This is a genomic window from Glaciihabitans tibetensis (genome assembly GCF_003003265.1).
Classification (GTDB): domain Bacteria; phylum Actinomycetota; class Actinomycetes; order Actinomycetales; family Microbacteriaceae; genus Glaciihabitans; species Glaciihabitans tibetensis.
Genome location: NZ_PVTL01000001.1, coordinates 684,782 through 699,861 on the forward strand (window position 1 = coordinate 684,782; position 15,080 = coordinate 699,861).

Genomic DNA, 15,080 nt, shown 5'->3' on the forward strand with positions numbered 1-15,080 from the left:
CACGTATCGACACCACACGTACCGCCGCAAGCACACCTGCCGGCACGAAGTCCACGAAAAGGGCCACGATGACACACTCTCCCCTCGCCGACCCGCGACCGCACGTAATAGTCGTCGGCACCGGCGCCGCCGGGCTCATGGTGGCCGACCGGCTCGCCGACGTCGCCCGGGTCACCGTGATTGAGGCGGGTGCGGATGCGGGATCACCACCCCCGCGGTGGTTGCTCGACGATCTCGCATTTGGACCGGGCGTGGACTGGGGTGACAGCGATGCGGCCACCGGCCTCAGCCTGCCGCGCGGCAAGGTGACCGGCGGGAGTACCTCGATAAACGCTGCCGCCGCACTGCGTGGGCAGCCGTGGTGCTTTGACGAGTGGAACCTGCCCGGGTGGGCCTGGGAAGACATCGCCCCCTCGTTCGAAGCGATCGAGAATGACGCGCAATTTGGCTCGGAGCCCGGCCACGGTTCGGAGGGGCCCATCCCGATCACCCGGCTGTCCTTCAGCCCCATCGACGAGACGTTCGTCGAATGGGCACGAGCACGCGGGCACGCCTGGGTCGACGACCAGAATGCGCCGGGAGCGCTCGGCGTCGGTCACTGGCCCACGAACATGGTCGACAATGGCCGTCGCTGGGGCACCCACGCTGCCGTCCTCCCGGGGCTGCGCGCTCGTGCGACGGTGCGTACGTCGACCGAGGTGACGCGGCTGCTGCTGATAGACGGCGAGTGTGTGGGTGTCGAGGTCAACGGGCCCAACGGACTCGAGGCGCTCCATGCCGATCACGTGGTTCTCAGCGCGGGTAGCTTCAACTCCCCCGCCATCCTCCTCCGCTCCGGCATCGGGCCCGCGAACACACTCGCCGAGGCGAACGTGCCGATGCAGGTCGAGATACCCGGCGTGGGCCGCAATCTGCAGGACCATCCCTGGGCGGTGCTGAGCGTGCGCGCGACGGACCCGAAAGCGCCCGGTCTGCGGCCGGTCAATGGTGCGCTGCTGCGCTACGAGATCGAGCAGGACGACCACCTGGAGGTACACCTGTACCCGCACCAGGCGCTCCCCTACGTTCCCGGATCCGACGAGGCCGAGGTCCTCGTCGGAATCGGCCTGATGCGGGCGACGAGCCGCGGTGCCGTCACGCTCTCGTCTGACGGTGACCTGGAGGTGCGGATGAACCACCTGAGTGACGAGCAGGACAAACGGGCGTGGCGCGCGGTCCTCGCGGACGCGACGCAATACGTCGACGACATGGTCGCGGCGGGGGTCTTCGAACCGCCGGTCTCGCCCTGGTGGACGTCCGACGATCTGGATGGCGCCATCCGCGACCATCAGGACTCGTACGGTCATGCCGTCGGTACCTGCCAGATGGGAACCGATGACAATCCAAGTGCTGTTGTCGACCCGAGCCTCGCGGTGCGCGGCGTGGCCCGTCTGAGCGTTATCGACGCCTCAGTCATCCCCATCAGCCCCCGCGCCAACACCATGCTCGCGAGCATGGCGGTGGGCTGGCGCGGCGGCGAAATGCTCGCCACCCAACTGACCACCACTGAGAACCGATCCACGACAGGGAGACCGACCCATGCCACTTCTTGACCCGGGCACATTCGCCACCGTCCTTCACACCGGCAAGCCCGCACGTGCCGCGCAATCCATGGATATCGTCGAGCCTGCGACGGGAGACGTGCTCGGTCGTGTCGCGACCGCCACCGTCGACGATCTCAGCACCGCGGTCAGCGCACTCACGGAGGGCCAGCGTAGCTGGGCAGCGGCTCCGCCTTCCGAGCGTGCTGCGGTGCTCCGCGAGGCAGGCCGCCTCCTCGAGGTCAACGGGCCCGAACTCGCCGACTGGTTCGTCCGGGAGGCCGGCTGCACCGTGGGCAAGGCCTACTTCGAACTGACCATCAGCGCGCAGGCTCTGTACGCAGCTGCCGGCCTCGCCGCTGAACCCGTTGGAGAGCTCTACCCGTCGGCAGCCGGTCGGATGAGTATGTCGCGGAGGGTACCCGCCGGAATCGTTGGCGTTATTGCGCCGTTCAACTCGCCGCTATACCTCGCACTTCGCTCGATCGCACCGGCGCTCGCGGTGGGCAATGCCGTCATCGTGAAGCCTGACCCGCGTACGGCGATCACCGGCGGCATCATCATCGCCGAAGCGCTGTTCCAGGCGGGGCTGCCGGAAGACGTGCTCGCCGTGCTCCCGGGCGGAAGCGACGTCGGGGCGGCACTCGTTGGTCATCCCCGCGTGCCGATCATCGCTTTTACGGGATCGACCGCGGCGGGCAAGGCCATCGCCGCGCAGGCCGCACCGCTACTCAAACGATTGCATCTGGAACTCGGAGGCAACTCCGCGCTGGTTATCTTTGACGACGTCGATATCGAGCGGGCCGCAAGCGCGGGCGCCTTCGGATCGTTTATGCACTCTGGCCAAATCTGCATGTCCTCGAGTCGCCACTTGGTGCACGCTTCGATTGCGGACGCCTACGTCGAAGCTTTGGCACGGCACGCGGAGGCTCTGCTCATCGCCAATCCCGCCCTCAACCCCGCTGCGATGGTTGGACCGCTGATTGATGCACGGCAACGCGACTCGGTGCATTCAATTGTGACGGATACCGTGGCTGCGGGGGCCACGGTCATCACCGGTGGATCCTATGACGGGCTTTTCTATGCGCCAACGGTCCTCGCCAATGTTCAGCCCGGCACACCGGCGTATGACCGCGAAATTTTCGGTCCGGTTGCTCCGGTGACCGTCTTTCACACCTTCGACGAAGCGGTGGAACTCGCCAACGGAACCGAATACGGCCTCTCTCTCGGCGTCCTCACGTCCAACATCGCGCAGGGGCTCGCCTTCGCCGACCTCGCCGTGAGCGGGAATGTCCACATCAATGACCAGACCCTCGTCGACGACGTCGTTCAGCCCTTCGGAGGGATGGCCGGATCAGGAAACGGCAGCCGCGTCGGATCCACCCGGTACAACGCCGATGCGTTCACCGAACAGCAATGGGTGACCGTCCAGCCCGAGATCGCCCTCTACCCCTACTAGAACCGAAGGAATCACACCATGGCACACATCTATACGGCGAACGCCCACGTTGCAGGCGGCCGCACCGGTCACGGTTCTACCAGCGACGGAAAACTTGACCTTTCCCTCTCACGCCCGGGGTCCAACGGGGAGGGGACCAATCCCGAGCAGCTCTTTGCGATCGCCTACGGAGCGTGTTTCGAGGGCGCATTGGCCACCGTCGCGCGTCGTCAACGGGTCGATGTCGGTCTTACGTCCATCGAGTCGTCAGTCGAGTTGCATTCTGCCGAAGACGGCAGTTTTTACATCGAGGCGGCGTTGGACGTCACCCTGCCTGCGGTCGAGGACCCTAACCTGGCGCTCGCGCTCGTGCTCGAGGCACACCGCGTGTGCCCGTACTCGAACGCGTTGAGGGGCAACGTCGCGGTTGTGTTGACGGCCAACGGGAGCAAAGTTGCGACGAATGACTGAGACAGTGAGTGCCGCGATCTCCGGAATAGATGACCCGGGGGTGCTCCGCCGTGGCTTCACCCTCTACCCTCGTGGGGTGATGGCCGTCGCCTCGCTGATCGACGGGGAACCGGTAGGTCTCGCCGTGAGCGCCTTCGTGTCTGTGTCGCTGGAGCCGCCGCTCATGCTGATCTGTATCGATGCGCAGTCCCGCACCTGGCCGGTCCTGAGAACGGCCGGCGGTATCGGTGTGTCGGTGATCGCCGAGGACCAGGCGTGGCTCGGTCGTCAACTGGCGAGCCGACGCACCGATCGTTTCGCGGGGACGGAATTTGACGCGAGCGAATCGGGTGCCCTGTTGCTGGCTGGCTCAACCGCTCGTTTCGACTGCACAATCGAGAGCGAGTCAGTCGCCGGAGACCATCTCATGGTTCTGCTCAGGGTCACAGCGATGGAGGGCAGCCCGGAGGTGATGCCCCTGCTCTGGCACGACTCAGAATTCCGCCGCGTTCACGAGCTCTGACACGACGCCGCAATCGTGTGGGAATGACGGGAAGCTAATAACGCGGTTGGTGTTATAAAAGCCAGATTGTTACAGAACTCCTGCGCCAGGGGGTAATCTTCGGGGAACAAACATCGGGGCGTCCTTGGTCACAATCTCCTGGTTCAGCAAAACATTGCTGGCCTTCATCACCGTCGGCGCGCTCATGGCAACGGGAACGTCGAGCGCGCCGCCGGCGAGTGCCGGTCGCGCGCCAGCAAGCATCGTGTTGTCGACGGCTTCTGGCCCTGTAGGCACCAGCGTGGTGGTCACGGGCGCGGCGTTCGCGAAAAAGGCACGCGGCACCCTTACCGCCGGCGCCAGCAGCGTGGCGTTCACCACCTCCGTCACGGGAGCGTTCTCCAGCACGATCACCGTTGCACCCACTCAGGGCGCAACCGTCGCTATCCGCGCGACCGATGGGGCGAGCGTCGCGTCCGCGTCCTTCACGGTGACGTACAGCGCCGTGTCCACGGCGCCAACGCCCGCCACAATTGCGCCGATTCCAGCCGTTACGACTCCTTCCCCTTCGTCCGCCACTGCCCAGCCGCCCATCAGCATGGCTCAGCTGCGCTTCGGTGTCTCTACACCGGGTGGCGCCACAGCGAACGCCGAACTCGACGCGGTGGCGTCGCTCGCAGGGGAAAGCCCCTCGATCGTGCTGTCCTACTACGACTTCGGGCAGGCACCACCGATTGCCGATCTCGACAGCGTCGCCGCACGCGGGGCCACGAGCCTGATTACCTGGGAGCCCTGGCGCTGGGGCGGAGGTCTCGACCAGCCCGCGTTCGCGAACAATCGGATCATCGCTGGAGATTACGACCCCTCTCTACGCCAATGGGGCGCCGCTCTCGCGGGCTGGGGCAAACCGGTGCTGCTGCGCTACGCCCACGAAATGAACGGCAATTGGTACCCGTGGGCGGATGGCGCTAACGCCAACGCGCCGGGGTCTTCTGCTGCAGCCTGGCGCCACGTGCACGACGTGGTGGTGGCCGCGGGCGCGACCAACGTGCAGTGGGTGTGGAGCCCGAACATCCCGTACACAGGGTCCACCGCTCTTTCCGGTCTCTATCCCGGCTCGGCGTATGTCGACATTGTTGCCCTCGATGGATACAACTGGGGCACCGCTGCATCCTGGAGTTCGTGGACATCACCGGGAACGCTGTTCGGACCTGGCCTCGCGCAGTTGCGCGCCCTCTCCCCGGGAAAACCGATCCTGATCGCCGAAACGGGGTCCGCAGAATCCGGCGGGTCGAAGGCCGTCTGGAACAGGGATCTCGTCTCCTACCTGAAAGCCCAGGGCGATGTGATGGGCTTCGTGTGGTTCAACCACAACAAGGAAGCCGATTGGCGAATCAACAGCTCCCTCACCTCCGCGAACGCCCTGGCCGCCGCCCTCGCCGAACGACGCTAGGCCGATAGGACGCTAGGACGCGAAGCCGTACCGGGGCGACTATCCCATCCGGTGCGGCATCGACCGGGGTACCACGGGCGGGTTAGCGGAAGTAGCGTGTGAGGCACCCCGTGCGGAAGGTGCTGAGTCATGCGATTTCACTCACCACGCGCGCCCACGGCTCCGTTGCTCCACGCGGAGAACGCGTCGACACCCGCTGCCGTTCCGAGCGTCGCGGTCGTCGTTGTGCACGGGATGGGCGAGCAGCGGGAGGGTGAGACGCTACTCGAATGGGCCGAGCCCATCTTGGGCCGCATCGACTGGGCGCTGAGCCACGACCCGCGGGCGCGTGCCGGTCTGCGGCCCGGAGTGCGGGTCACCTCGTCGACACTGGGCATCGGATCATCCGCCCGCGTCGACGCCGAATTGCACACCGCAAGTGACGATCCAGGCACAGACAATGCTGACAGCGTCGAGCCAGGCACAGACAATCCTGACAGCGTCGATCCAGGCAACGACGAAGGCACCGTCGCCGTGACCTTCCTCGAGGCAACCTGGTCGCGTTCCTTCGTGCCCGTCTCGCGCACGGAGACCTTTCGATGGGGCGCACGGTTTTTGTGGCGGGCCCTGTGGCGACTGTTCTGCCAGCTGAGACGCACCGCGGTGTGGGTTCCGCTCTTTGCGCTCCGCACGAAAAAGCCGTGGGTGCCCACCGTCCGGGACCTGTTCGCGGCGGTCCTTGGCATGCTGTTCGCCGTCCTGGCCTTCGTGCTTGTGCTCGTCGTCGGCACCGTCGGCAGTGTGTTTTTGACCCTCGCCGCTCCCCTGCTGCTCATCCCCGGCATCAAGCTCGTCCTGCAGCCGGTGCTGGACACACTGGTCTCGTACGTTGGTGACGTCGCCACGTATAAACGTCATCCGCTCCGTGCCGCCGCGATGGAGGGCGTGATCATCAAACGGATCACCGAGGCCCACGCTCTTTTGGAGGACGCGCCCGGCTCGCAGTTGATCGTGATCGCACACTCTCAGGGCAGCGCGATCGCCCTCACCGCACTGCTGGGTGGCAGTCTCGGCACGCAGCACTGGAATACGCGGGTTCGGCTGAACACCGTCGGCACGGCCGTGTCCCTCATCACCACGTCGTCTTTCCTCGAAGGCAGGGCGGATGTCGGGTTCACTCCAGTCGCCCGATGGGCCTCCGGGTACCCCGAGATCACCTGGAACAACTACTGGGGTATCTGGGACCCCGTACCGTCCGGCCCCATGGGCGACAACAACGCCCACCGCGACAAGCGCTGGCGCGAGTCGTACACCCGCGAGGCCACCGACGCTTTGGGTCCAGGCGAGCATCCCGTGCACAACACGAGTTCTCCCTTCACCGACCACCAGACGTATGCCCGCAATATCCTTCAGGTCATCGATCCGATCGTCACGCAGATCTCGCCCGCGGCCGGTGATCTGGTCGCGGATCGGATCTCTCGCGGTGCCCAGGCCCGAACGGTCGCGGTGCGACGCACCCGACCACTCGTGTGGGTGATGGCGGTCGTGATCTCGCTCGGACTGGTGCAGTGGTGGATGCCCGGCTGGGCCACCGAGATCGAGCTTCATCCACTGCGCATCGCGCCGGCCGTGGTCGCCGTGCTGCTCGTTCTCGTATTGGTGTGGGTGTACAGCTGGCGTTCGACCTCGGTCGAACGCGCACTCGTGTGGCCGAAGTCGGCCGCACACCCGACCGTTCTGGCCATAGCGATTCCGCTGTTGGCCTACGCGCTGGGTGCGCTGGTCGCGTTGACGTTCCTGCTCGCGCCGGTGCTCGGCAACTGGACGTGGCTAGCGGCGGCCGTTTTTGTGCCGCTGGGGCTCCTGCTCGTCGTTTCGGTGTTTGCCGCTCCCCCGCGACCGCTCCCCGAACGCCGCACGGCCGGGGGTCAACCGCCCACGTAGGCGGCGAGGTGCTTGCCGGTGAGAGTCGACTGCGCGGCGACGAGGTCGGCAGGCGTGCCCTCGAACACCACGGTGCCGCCGTCGTGACCGGCTCCCGGACCAAGGTCGATGATCCAGTCGGCGTGCGCCATCACCGCCTGGTGGTGCTCGATGACAATGACCGACTTACCGGACTCGACGAGGCGGTCGAGCAGCCCAAGCAACTGCTCCACATCCGCGAGGTGAAGGCCGGTCGTCGGTTCATCGAGAACGTAGATCCCACCTTTTTCTCCCAGGTGCGTCGCCAGCTTGAGCCGCTGCCGCTCGCCTCCCGAGAGGGTGGTGAGCGGTTGTCCGAGGCTGATGTATCCGAGCCCGACATCCGCCAACCGCTCCAAAATCGCGTGCACCGCGGGGGTGCGGGCCTCCCCCGTGCCGAAGAATTCCACCGCTTCGCTCACCGACATCCCGAGCACCTCACTGATGTCGCGCCCACCGAAGTGGTAATCGAGCACGGACGCCTGGAACCGCTTGCCCTCGCAGACTTCGCAGGTGGTCGCTACCCCCGCCATCATCCCCAGGTCTGTGTAAATCACGCCGGCGCCGTTGCAGTTCGGGCAGGCGCCCTCCGAATTGGAACTGAAGAGTGCGGGTTTTACTCCGTTGGCCTTCGCAAACGCCTTGCGAATCGGCTCGAGCATGCCCGTGTAGGTGGCCGGGTTACTCCGGCGCGACCCGCGGATCGCTCCCTGGTCGATCGACACCACGCCGTCGCTCTGACGGATCGACCCGTGAATAAGCGAGCTTTTGCCCGAGCCGGCGACACCGGTCACCACCACGAGCATGCCGAGCGGGACATCCACATCGACATTCTTCAGGTTGTTTTCCGTCGCCCCACGAATCTCCAGGGCGCCGGCGGGTTCGCGGAGCGCCTTTTTCAGCATGGCCCGGTCATCCAGGTGGCGGCCGGTGAGCGTGTCGCTCGCCCGGAGCCCCTCAAGTGTGCCCTCGTAGCAGATCGTGCCGCCCGCGGTGCCTGCGCCCGGACCGAGGTCGACGACGTGATCGGCGATCGCGATCATTTCTGGCTTGTGCTCGACCACGAGCACGGTGTTGCCCTTGTCGCGCAGGCGCAGCAAAAGCTCGTTCATTTTCTGGATGTCGTGAGGATGCAAGCCAATGGTGGGCTCGTCAAACACGTAGGTGACGTCGGTGAGGGACGAGCCAAGGTGCCGAATGAGTTTGGTGCGCTGTGCCTCCCCGCCCGAGAGAGTGCCCGCCGGGCGTTCAAGCGACAGGTAGCCGAGTCCGATTTCGACGAACGAGTCGAGGATGTGGCGCAACGCGGTGAGCAAAGGCGCCACAGACGGTTCGTCGAGTGCGCTCACCCACGCCGCGAGGTCGCTGATCTGCATGGCGCAGGCGTCGGCAATGTTGATACCGCTGACCTTCGACGACCGGGCGCCCTCGTTGAGACGGGATCCCCCGCAGTCCGGACAGGTGGTGAAGGTGACCGCGCGGTCGACGAATGCGCGGATGTGCGGCTGCATTGCCTCTCGATCCTTCGACAGGAACGACTTCTGAACTCGGGGGACCAGCCCCTCGTAGGTCATGTTCATGTCCCCGACTCTGACCTTGATGGGCTCCTTATAGAGAAAGTCGTGGAGCTCCTTTTTGGTGTAGTCGCGGATCGGCTTATCCCCGTCGAGCAGCCCCGACCCGGTGTAGATCTTCACGCCCCACCCGTCGGCGGTGTATCCGGGGATGGTCATCGCGCCCTCGTTGAGCGACTTGGAATCATCGAACAGCTGGGCGAGATCGATGTCGTTGACCTTGCCCATGCCTTCGCACCGCGGGCACATTCCCCCCGTGATCGAGAAGCTTCTGCGCTCCTTTGTGGTCGCTCCGCCCTTCTCAATGGTCACGGCTCCCGCGCCCGAGATTGACGCGACGTTAAACGAGAATGCCTGGGGTGATCCTATGTAGGGCTCGCCGAGCCGACTGAACAGGATGCGGAGCAGGGCGTTTGCATCGGTGGCCGTGCCGACGGTGGAGCGCGAATTGGCGCCCATGCGTTCCTGGTCGACGATGATTGCGGTCGTCAGACCCTCGAGTACGTCGACCTCCGGGCGTGCGAGCGCGGGCATGAACCCCTGCAGGAAGGCACTGTAGGTTTCGTTGATCATCCGCTGCGACTCCGCGGCGATGGTGCCGAACACCAGCGAGCTTTTTCCGGATCCGGAGACCCCGGTGAAGACCGTCAGCCTTCGTTTCGGGATGACAACGCTGATGTCTTTGAGGTTGTTGACGCGGGCGCCCTGCACGCGGATCAGGTCGTGGCTGTCGGCGACGGCGATGTGCGCCGATTGCGTGTCTGCGTCCGTGTCTGTGCTCGTGGCAGTGCTCATCGGTGTCTCCATCTGTCGGGCCTGTGGGCGCTCAGCACCATTCAACCAGTCTGGGGGCGGCCTCTGACAGGTGCTCGGGTGCGACAGACGAGCGGTGGAATCAGGTGAGCTGCTGGATGCGAAGCTGGTTGCCCGCGGGGTCGCGCACCGCGCAGTCGCGCAGCCCATAGGGCTGGTCGATGGGTTCCTGCACTATTTCGGCGCCGCTGGCCTGTAGTCGCGCGAACGTGCCATCCAGGTCTGCCGTTGCCAGTTGTACTCCGGCGTAGGTTCCCTTCGCCATCATCTCGGTGATGGTTCGGCGTTCCTCATCGGTGACGCCCGGGTCAGCGGCGGGTGGCTCCAGCACGATGGAAACCCCGGGCTGGCCGTGGGGGCCCACGGTGATCCAGCGCATTCCGCCGTATCCGACGTCTCCGCGCACCTCGAAGCCGAGCGTGTCGCGATAGAAGGCGAGGGAAGCGTCTGGGTCGCTGTGGGGGAGGAAACTCGAATAAATGATGATGTCCATGTTGGTGTCCATGTCTGTCACCGTAGGTCACGCTCCCTCTGGCGCGCTTCTCGATTCCTGACCGGTCTCGTGATCTCTTTCGTCACGCAAGACGGCAGCTCGAGTCCCGGCCGCGGCGTCATCCCGCGGTACACGCTGGGCGACACGCCGACCAGTTCGGTGAAGCGGGTACTGAAGGTGCCGAGCGAGGAACACCCCACCGCAAAACACACCTCCGTGACGCTGAGATCGCCGCGGCGCAGCAGCGCCATCGCGCGTTCGATGCGCCGCGTCATGAGGTAGGCGTAGGGAGACTCACCATAGGCGAGCCGGAATTGCCTACTGAGATGCCCCGCCGACACGTTCGCGCCGCGGGCGAGAGACTCGACGTCGAGCGGGAGGGCATACTCCCGGTCGATCCGGTCCCGCACGCGGCGCAGCTGAGCGAGGTCGCGCAGGCGTTGCGCTGTCGCCGCAGAACTGGTCACGTTCGTGATTATTCCACTCGCATTCGGGCGTGGACAGGCCCAGACTGAAATCGGGCCTGCCCTCCCCCGCTTCGCGGCCGCGCTACGCGACCGTCGCGCTACTCGACCGCGTCGAGGTCCGTCTCGAGCAGGGCAACGAGCTCGTCGAGCGCGGCTTCGGCACCCTCCCCCTCGGCCGCGAGGGTGACCACGTCACCGTGCGAGGCACCCAGACTCATGATCGACAGGATGCTCGACGCGTTGAGCGGCGTGCTGCCGTCCTTGCTGATCGTTACGGCAACTGGCTGCTTGTTGACCGCTTCGATGAACAGACCTGCGGGGCGGGCGTGCAGCCCGACGCTGCTGGCGATGGTGGCGTGGCGTTCGGCCATGGGAATTCTCCTTGCTGGTTGACGACTGCTATGTGAGGTGATGACGCGACTGAGGTTACGCCGCGACCGGAACCGACACGGGTTCGGATGCCTGAGTGCGTGGGGCCTTGACAGCCCAGCGCTTGAGAGCGATCACGATGAGGGCGGTGACGAGCGCTCCGATGGCGATGGCGACGACGAACATTCCGAAGTTACCGATCGCGAAGAAGACAAAGAACCCGCCGTGTGGTGCCTGCGAGGTGACGCCCGTGCCCATGATGATGGCCCCGGCGACTCCACTGCCGACGATGCTGGCCGGGATGACACGCAGCGGGTCAGCAGCGGCGAACGGGATTGCACCTTCGGAGATGAACGACGCCCCGAGCGCCCACGCGCTCACGCCGTTGTTGCGCTCGAGGGCGCTGAACTGCTTGCGGGCCAGGACGGTGGAGGCCAAAGCCATGCCCAGCGGGGCGACCATGCCGGCGCCCATAACGGCCGCCATGATCATCCACGGGGTCTGGTTGTCGAAGCTTCCGGCCCCAAGACCGGCGACAGCGAACGCGTACGCAACCTTGTTGATCGGGCCGCCAAGGTCGGCGCCCATCATCACGCCGAGGATCAATCCCAGCAAGACAGCGGATGCACCCGTGAGGGACGAGAGCCAGTCGCTGAGGCCGGTCATCAGCAGTGCGATGGGACCACCGAGCACGAGCAGCATCAGGCCGGATGCGACGAGCGACGCGAGCAGCGGAATTATCACCACGGGCATAAGGCCGCGCAGCCAGGCCGGAACCTGCAGGCGCCCGATCGCGTAGGCGGCTCCACCGGCGAGCAGTCCGCCGATGAGTCCACCGATGAATCCGGCGTTCATGAGCAATGCGATGGCGCCGACGGTGAATCCGGGTGCGATACCGGGACGGTCGGCGATCGCGTAGGCGATGTACCCGGCGAGTACGGGTACAAGGAAGTTGATCGAGACGTTTCCGATCAGGAAGAGAACCGCGCCAAGGTACTGGCCGAGGCCGCCCTCGGGGAGGTTGAAGAGCGAGTAGTTGAGGGCGAAGTCCCGCGCGGTGTTGGCGATCTCATACCCGCCGAGCAAGAAGCCCAGCGCCATGAGAAGTCCGCCACCGGCCACAAACGGAATCATGTAGCTCACACCGGTGAGCAGCCAGCGCTGCAGCTTCTTGCCGAAGTGCTCGTTGCCCTCCTGGCTTTCCGCAGCCGCTTCCTGCCCGGACGATCCGACGCGGCGGGCGTTGGGGTTGGTCGCGGCGGCAACGGCCTCCGCGATCATGGCGTCTGGTGCGTCGATGCCGCGCTTGACCGGTGACTGGATCAGCGGCATCCCGGCGAATCGGCCTTTGTCGCGCACGTCCACGTCGACAGCGAAGATGACGGCGCCCGCGGCTGCGATGATCGACGGGTCGAGTGGCTTGGCGCCCGAGGAGCCCTGGGTCTCAACCTGAAGGTTGACGCCCGCGCGCTCCGCGGCGGCAACGAGCGCGTCCGCCGCCATGTAGGTGTGCGCGATGCCGGTGGGGCAAGCTGTGACCGCAACCAGGGTTGGGCGCGCTGGTGCCGGCTCGGCGGCGTGTGCGCCGGATGAGGGGGCAGACGAAGCGGATGCCGCTGCCGCCGGCGCCACCGGCTGCGCAGTTCCGGTCGGCGCAGGCTCATCGCTGAGCGCACCTTCCACGAGGGCGACAATATCTTCCGGGGTGGGAGCGCTGCGCAGTGCCGCGACGAAGTCAGGCTTGATTAGCGAGCGGGCGAGCTTGGAGAGCAGCTTCAGGTGTGCCTGGTCGGCGCCGTCGGGCGCCGCGATCAGGAAGATCAGGTCAGCAGGGCCGTCCGGTGCGCCGAAGTCGATGGCGGGGTTGGGACGTGCCATCGCGAAGGTGGGCTCCAGCACCGCGGTGGAGCGGCAGTGCGGAATAGCGATTCCCCCGGGGATGCCGGTATCGGTCTTCTGCTCGCGCGCCCAGGCGTCGGTGAACAACGCCTCGACGTCGGTTGCGCGACCGGCCTCGACGACGCGCGTAGCCAAGGCTCGAATTACGTCGGCGCGGTCTGTGCCGAGGTCCACATCCAGCGTTACCAGTTGTGGGGTGATGAGTGACGACATTGTGTTCTCCTGTCGGGTGTTGCGTAGTTCAGCGATCGGCGCTGATCGGGGTTAGAACGGTGACGGTGGCCGTCTCCGGCCGCGTCTGGGCGGTGGCCGGCATGGTGCTTCCCGGCAGCGATGCCGCCGCGGACCCGTGCGCGACGGCCTGCGCCAGGCGCTGGTGTGGGGTTCCGCCGGCCTCGTCCGAGACGAGGTAGCCCGCGAGCGAAGAATCCCCCGCTCCGACGGTGCTCACGGGGACGATGGGAGGCATCGTGGCCATCCAGCCGCCTTCGGCCGTAACGAGCACCGCTCCCTTTGCGCCGAGGGTGGCCAGAACCGCTGCGCAGCCCCGCTCCACCAGGCTCTGCGCTGCGGAGTACGCCGCGAGCGGGTCGGACTCCAGGGTGTGCCCGTCGCCGATGCCGGTGATCTCGGCAAGTTCTTCGGCGTTGGGCTTGATCAGGTCGACACCGACCCCGGATGCGATCAGCGCGGCCATGGGGGCGCCGGAGGAGTCGACGGCGATGCGTGGCGTGGTTCCCTCCGCGCCAGGACCGGCGTTGCGCACGGCGGTGACCACGCGGGCGTAAAAGTCGACGGGCAGCCCCGGAGGCAGCGATCCCGCCAGCACCAGCCAGGCTGCGTCGCGGGCGCGCGAGACAACGAGGTCGATCAACGCGATCTCATCGCTCTCGTCGAGAGCCGGGCCTGGCTCGTTGATCTTGGTTGTGGTGCCGTCAGGCTCGGTCAGCGTGATATTTGACCGGATGCGACCGGCAATCGCGAGGCTCGCGTGCGGGATCTTCTCCGCTCGGAGCGCGACCAGCATGGGATCGGCGCTGGTTCCGGGCAGCACAGCGATCGTCTCGAGCCCGGAGGCCATCAGCGCACGGGAGACGTTGACGCCCTTGCCCCCGGGCTGTTCCTGCGTCGCGAAGGCACGCTGCACACCACCACGGTCGAGCGCGGAGCCGAGTTCGATGGTGCGGTCGAGGCTGGGGTTGGCGGTGAATGTGACGATCATGCGACCAGCACCTCGACTTCCGCATCGCGCAGCGCTTCGGTCAGATCCGGCGCCGGGGTGGAGTCCGTGATGAGGGTGTCAAGATCACCAAGGTCGGCGAAGCTGACGAGCGTTTCCTGCCCGAGTTTCGAGGCATCGACCAGAGCGACGGCGCGACGGGCGCCCCGGGTGAGTGCGGTTTTCACTGCGGATTCCTCCTGGTCTGGTGTGCTGAGCCCGAACTCGGCGTGCACCCCGTTGGCGCCGATGAAGGCGATGTCTGGGCGCATCCGTGACAGCTGCGCGAGAGTGGATGAGCCAACCGCGGCGCTGGTGATCCCGCGCAGGCGTCCGCCGAGCAGATTGACCTCGACATCGGGGTTTTCCGTCACGATGCTCGCGATGACGAGGGAGTTGGTGATCACCACGAGCGTCTGGTTGGCGGTGCTCGGGTGCCACCGGGCGAGGTGCTCGGCGACAACTCCGGTGGTGGTCCCGGCGTCGAGGGCGACGGCGCCGCTGAACGTGTTCGGAATCAGGCTCATCGCAAGCTGCGCGATGCGCGCCTTGGCTGCGGTATTGCGGCCGCGCCGCGCTGAAACGCTCTCCTCGAGGCGGCTGCTGTTCGACGCAACAACGGCTCCCCCGTGCACCCTGCGGAGAACCCCTCGCGCCTCGAGCTGCGCGAGGTCGCGGCGGATGGTTTCGGTTGTGACGTCGAAGTCGCGGGCGAGCCCGGCCACGGCGACCCGACCAGATGCGGAGACTATGGCCTCGACGCGCTGCTGGCGCTCTTCCGCGTACATACTCACGTCTCCTTTGACAGTGTCGAGCTAGCAATGGTCTATCTGTGTTGATGTGACCTTATCTTCATTCAGACTGGATAGCAACACAAAACCA

At 66.0% G+C, this 15,080-nt stretch carries 14 protein-coding genes; 6 read left to right on the forward strand and 8 right to left on the reverse strand.

Annotated elements, in window-relative coordinates; all coding sequences use genetic code 11:
• Positions 1 to 68 precede the first annotated feature (68 nt).
• From B0I08_RS03245 to B0I08_RS03260, 4 genes are read left to right on the forward strand one after another with little or no spacing between them, the layout of a single operon-like run.
• On the forward strand, positions 69 to 1,592 hold the full coding sequence (locus tag B0I08_RS03245) for a GMC family oxidoreductase (RefSeq protein ID WP_146134302.1): 1,524 nt from the start codon (positions 69 to 71) through the stop codon (positions 1,590 to 1,592).
• Entirely contained in the window at positions 1,579 to 3,039 is a 1,461-nt protein-coding gene (locus B0I08_RS03250; RefSeq protein WP_106209712.1) for an aldehyde dehydrogenase family protein, read from the forward strand. Before B0I08_RS03245 ends, B0I08_RS03250 begins: the two co-directional genes overlap by 14 nt.
• Positions 3,040 to 3,057: 18 nt before the next feature.
• A complete protein-coding gene (locus B0I08_RS03255) occupies positions 3,058 to 3,489 on the forward strand; it encodes an Ohr family peroxiredoxin (protein WP_106209714.1) in 432 nt (143 codons plus the stop codon).
• Positions 3,482 to 3,991 (forward strand): flavin reductase family protein, encoded by a 510-nt coding sequence (locus B0I08_RS03260; protein ID WP_106209715.1) that lies wholly within the window; start codon positions 3,482 to 3,484, stop codon positions 3,989 to 3,991. Before B0I08_RS03255 ends, B0I08_RS03260 begins: the two co-directional genes overlap by 8 nt.
• 69 nt (positions 3,992 to 4,060) lie before the next feature.
• Here the strand turns inward: B0I08_RS03260 and B0I08_RS17690 are convergent, their stop codons facing one another.
• Complete coding sequence (locus B0I08_RS17690; protein ID WP_181243201.1) at positions 4,061 to 4,282, reverse strand: hypothetical protein; 222 nt, start codon at positions 4,280 to 4,282, stop codon at positions 4,061 to 4,063.
• Here B0I08_RS17690 and B0I08_RS03265 point away from each other — a divergent pair.
• A complete protein-coding gene (locus B0I08_RS03265; RefSeq protein WP_342748150.1) occupies positions 4,272 to 5,423 on the forward strand; it encodes a glycoside hydrolase family 26 protein in 1,152 nt (383 codons plus the stop codon). The two genes, B0I08_RS17690 and B0I08_RS03265, sit on opposite strands and share 11 nt — an antisense overlap.
• A gap of 129 nt (positions 5,424 to 5,552) precedes the next feature.
• Positions 5,553 to 7,346 (forward strand): hypothetical protein, encoded by a 1,794-nt coding sequence (locus tag B0I08_RS03270; RefSeq protein WP_106209717.1) that lies wholly within the window; start codon positions 5,553 to 5,555, stop codon positions 7,344 to 7,346.
• On the opposite strand, the gene B0I08_RS03275 is transcribed toward B0I08_RS03270, so the two are convergent.
• The 7 genes from B0I08_RS03275 to B0I08_RS03305 all read right to left on the reverse strand — a co-directional run bounded on the left by B0I08_RS03275 (position 7,331) and on the right by B0I08_RS03305 (position 14,986).
• Positions 7,331 to 9,733, reverse strand: a complete 2,403-nt coding sequence (locus B0I08_RS03275) for an ATP-binding cassette domain-containing protein (RefSeq protein ID WP_106210025.1) — start codon at positions 9,731 to 9,733, stop codon at positions 7,331 to 7,333. The two genes, B0I08_RS03270 and B0I08_RS03275, sit on opposite strands and share 16 nt — an antisense overlap.
• A 100-nt stretch (positions 9,734 to 9,833) precedes the next feature.
• Positions 9,834 to 10,256 carry a VOC family protein gene (locus tag B0I08_RS03280; RefSeq protein WP_425432979.1) on the reverse strand — a complete coding sequence of 141 codons (423 nt, stop codon included), beginning with the start codon at positions 10,254 to 10,256 and terminating at the stop codon, positions 9,834 to 9,836.
• Between the two features lie 5 nt (positions 10,257 to 10,261).
• Entirely contained in the window at positions 10,262 to 10,711 is a 450-nt protein-coding gene (locus B0I08_RS03285) for a helix-turn-helix transcriptional regulator (protein WP_106209719.1), read from the reverse strand.
• A 98-nt stretch (positions 10,712 to 10,809) separates the two neighbouring features.
• Positions 10,810 to 11,082, reverse strand: coding sequence for an HPr family phosphocarrier protein (locus tag B0I08_RS03290; RefSeq protein ID WP_106209721.1), 273 nt, complete (start codon positions 11,080 to 11,082; stop codon positions 10,810 to 10,812).
• 55 nt (positions 11,083 to 11,137) lie between these two features.
• The gene (locus B0I08_RS03295; RefSeq protein ID WP_106209722.1) at positions 11,138 to 13,192 is read right to left on the reverse strand and encodes a PTS fructose transporter subunit IIABC; all 2,055 of its coding nucleotides are present in this window, start codon (positions 13,190 to 13,192) and stop codon (positions 11,138 to 11,140) included.
• A 28-nt stretch (positions 13,193 to 13,220) separates the two neighbouring features.
• Complete coding sequence (locus B0I08_RS03300) at positions 13,221 to 14,201, reverse strand: 1-phosphofructokinase family hexose kinase (protein ID WP_106209724.1); 981 nt, start codon at positions 14,199 to 14,201, stop codon at positions 13,221 to 13,223.
• Positions 14,198 to 14,986: a DeoR/GlpR family DNA-binding transcription regulator gene (locus B0I08_RS03305; RefSeq protein WP_106209726.1), complete on the reverse strand. Its 789-nt coding sequence runs from the start codon at positions 14,984 to 14,986 to the stop codon at positions 14,198 to 14,200. The genes B0I08_RS03300 and B0I08_RS03305 overlap by 4 nt, the downstream gene beginning before the upstream one ends.
• Between the last annotated feature and the right edge of the window lie 94 nt (positions 14,987 to 15,080).